Source organism: Sphingomonas sp. (assembly GCF_013816785.1).
Classification (GTDB): Bacteria; Pseudomonadota; Alphaproteobacteria; order Sphingomonadales; family Sphingomonadaceae; genus Sphingomicrobium.
Genome location: NZ_JACDDV010000063.1, coordinates 1 through 3,528, shown reverse-complemented (window position 1 = coordinate 3,528; position 3,528 = coordinate 1). Strand labels below are relative to the sequence as shown.

The window sequence follows — 3,528 nt, the reverse complement described above, 5'->3', positions numbered from 1 at the left end:
GCACACGCTGATCGAAACAGGCGCCTTCACGACTGAGCAAGCGGTCGCGGCCGTCTCCACCGCATTGGAACTGAAGCGCGAGCTGGCCGATACCGTCGGGGAATCGCGCGTGAGGATGGAGGCATCGCTAAGGCTTTTGAGAGGGATATCGAATAGTCTCGCCTCGGACTTGGCCGGGTCGATCCCATCGGCGAGAAAATCGACGGCCGTTTCGCAGGTTATGTTTCGAAAAATTGATTTGGATTAATCGGTTCTCGTAAAAGCGGATATAAAATTGAGTTTCCTCCGGCATGAGTCTCCTTAATCTGCCGGGCGGCGTTCAACCTCTCGGCGCGCGCGCCCCCCTCCATGCGCCGAGAGGCCTTACGCTGCCGACCAATCCGTTGACGGTTGTTGCGGCAGCCCCGCGGGGCACCATTCTTCATTATTAACAACTCTCTACGGCATTAATTTATGTCAATAAAACTTTCTAACTTTCCGTTAAACAGCGCGTTATCAGCCGGCGAATCATTCGAATCTGATAGTTGCGTTCCACCGGCCACCTCCAGTCAGGGGATTTCCGATGGCGAAAGTTTTTGGACCGGCCTTACTCTTGAGCTCGGCAGCTTATCTTGTGCCGGTCGCTCCGCTCGCGCTCCTTATTCCGACTGCGGCAAGTGCTCAAACGATCTGCACCGCCAACCTTTTGGGGGTATTGACGTGCGTCGATCCGCTACTCCCGCTGCCCGTGACGGGCACGGTGACGACCGGCACGACGGTCCTGTCGGGCCCGGGCCTCGTCGGCAGCTCACCGACCAACATCGTCACCAACCTCACCGGCAACATCACTACTACCGGCAATAACCAGCCCGCACTGGTGCTAACCACCCCAGGCCTGCTTACAGTTACGGAAACGGGCACGCTGGTGACAACCGGCGCCAACAGCGACGCCGCACTGCTTACCGGGGGGACGGTCGCCGCGACGCTCAACGCGCTTAACACGTCGGGAATCCTGTCGCGCGGCGCCAACGTCACCTCGACCAGTGGCCCACTCGGCCTCACCGTCAATAGTGTGACGACGACCGGCGACGGCTCGACCGCCGCACTGTTGCGCTCGACTGGCAACGTTACCTTCAGTTCGGCTACACTGCTCTCGACCACCGGCGTCGGGGCCCCCGCTATCGACATTGCCACCAACCCCGCGGTGTGTGTCACATTGATCGGTGGATGCAGCATCGGCGCGGTCGCGAACCAGGTAGCGACGACCGGACTCAACAGCCCCGGAGCGCTGATTACCGCTCAAGGCCCGACGAGCCTCAACATCGGCACACTCACCACCGCCGGCGCGACCTCCCCTGGGCTTAACCTGACCACCGATCCCGCCGCTTGCGTCAACATTGGCGCGGGCAACTGCGGCACGGCGTTCAACGTCGGAACGCTGCGCACGCTTGGCATCGGCTCGACAGGCGCGCTGGTAACGGCAGCGGGGCCGACTTCGGCCACCGTCGGAACACTCAGCACGGCGGGCGCCAACGCACTCGGCCTCAGCCTGACGACCGATCCAACCGCGTGCGTCGTCGTCGGCGCGGGTGCATGCGGCACCAACTTCACCGTCGGCAGCCTGACCACCCAGGGCGCGGGCGCGACGGGCATCCTGGTCCGCGCGGCGGGCCCGACCACCGGCCGCGTCGGCACTGTCCAGACCGCCGGGACCGGCGCCAACGCAATCGACATCGCGACCGATCCCGCAGTGTGCATTGTGCTTGGCATCGGCGGCTGTAGCGTCACGCTGACTCCCGCCCCGGGAACGCCCGGTAACGTTACCACGACCGGCGCCAATTCGGCAGGCGTGCTCGTCAATTCGCCCGGACGAATCACCACCAGTCTCGGCGCGATTTCGACCACCGGCAATAATTCGCCCGGCGTGTCGCTGATCACCAACCCGGCCGCCTGCCTCACGCTCGGCGCGGGCGCGTGCACCATCAACGACCGCACCGGATCGGTCACCACCGGCGGCGGCAACAGTCCCGGAACGGTGATCAACGGAGCGGCCGACCCGATCACGGCGATTATCGGCACGACCGTCACCAAGGGGCCCACTTCGCCCGGCGTGATCGTCACGGGGACCGGCCCAATCGCGGTGACCACCGGGCCGGTGAGCACCGGTGGGGGAGGCTCAACCGGGGTGATCATCGGTGGAGGTCCAGGCCCGGTTGCTTTGGTCTGCGGCGATGTCGTCACGACTGGGGCCAATTCGCCTGGAGTCGATGTCGCCGGCACGGGCACGATCAATGTCAACTGCCGCTCGGTGACGACATCAGGTATCAACAGCGATGGGATCAATGTTGCCGGCGGCGCCGGCGCGGTCACGGTGACCAGTGGCCCGATCCGTACGATCGGCGGCAACAGCCCCGGCATCGACGTCGCAACCACCACTGGCGCGCAGACGATCGTGTCGGGCGGAGTTAATGTCAGCGGCCCCGGTTCGGACGCGATCCGCGCCACCGCGACGGGCTGCGCCAACATCAACATCAATGCCACCAGCGCGATCGTCAGCGCGCAGGGGACCGGCATCCTCGCCTCAACGCAGTGCGCGATCACCATCACCACCCAGCCCGGCGCGACAGTCGCCGGAGCCGTCGCCGGGATCAACGCGACCTCGGGCACCGGAACGACCGTCACTCTTAACGCCGCTGTCTCTTCGGCGAACGGTCCGGCGATCAACGTCGACGGCGCCGCGGCGCTGATCAACATCAACCCGGGCGGCTCGATCATCGGCCGCATCGACCTCACCGACAATAACGATGTCGTCAATAATGGTGGCCTATTCCAGGTGATCGGGACGAGCGATTTCCGGGGTGGCAACGACATCTTCAACAATCTTGCCGGAGGCACCTTGCGCTTTACCGATGGGACTGGAGCGCTGATAAACTGTGAAACGTTCAACAACGCCGGGACGATCACCATGATCGACGGCGCGGCCAACGACACCCTGTCCATTTGCGGCAATTATATCGGCAGCGGCGCGGCCAATTTGGGGATCGACGTAGGCGGCGGAAGTGGCGGACTGACTTCGGACCGCCTGATTATTGGCGGCAATGCCAGCGGCTCGACCGGTGTCAATCTTGCCCTTCTTTCGGGTTCGGCGATCATCGACCCCGATGGCGTCCTGATCGTCGATGCAGCCACGGCGACGGGCAATCCATTCAATCTCCTCGGCCAGACGAGTTTCGGGTTGATCAACTACTCGCTGCTGCAGACCGGTGGCGACACCTTCTTGAGATCGTTGCCCAACATCGGGGCGATCGAGCCGGTGGTGATCGGCGATCTGGCCCAGAATCTATGGTATCAGTCGGCGGACATCTACAGCAACTATTCCGCGCTTCGCCGCAGCGACCTGGGCCGCAACCGCAGCAACGGGCTCGGCGCCTGGGGCCAGGTCTATTACAGCCAGGACAGGACCGACCGTCAGGACTACACGGTGTTTGGCACCGGCTTCCGCGTCGATCGCTTCAAGACCAAGCGCCGCGGCATCCAGGGTGGCGTCGA

The 3,528-nt window shown here is 63.7% G+C and carries 2 protein-coding genes; both read left to right on the top strand.

Annotated elements, in window-relative coordinates:
• Positions 1-247 (top strand): hypothetical protein (locus H0W65_RS11015; RefSeq protein ID WP_294007580.1); only part of this gene is annotated, 247 nt, incomplete at its 5' end.
• 345 nt (positions 248-592) lie between these two features.
• The coding region (locus H0W65_RS11010) for a hypothetical protein (RefSeq protein ID WP_294007578.1) at positions 593-3,528 on the top strand (2,936 nt) is incomplete at its 3' end.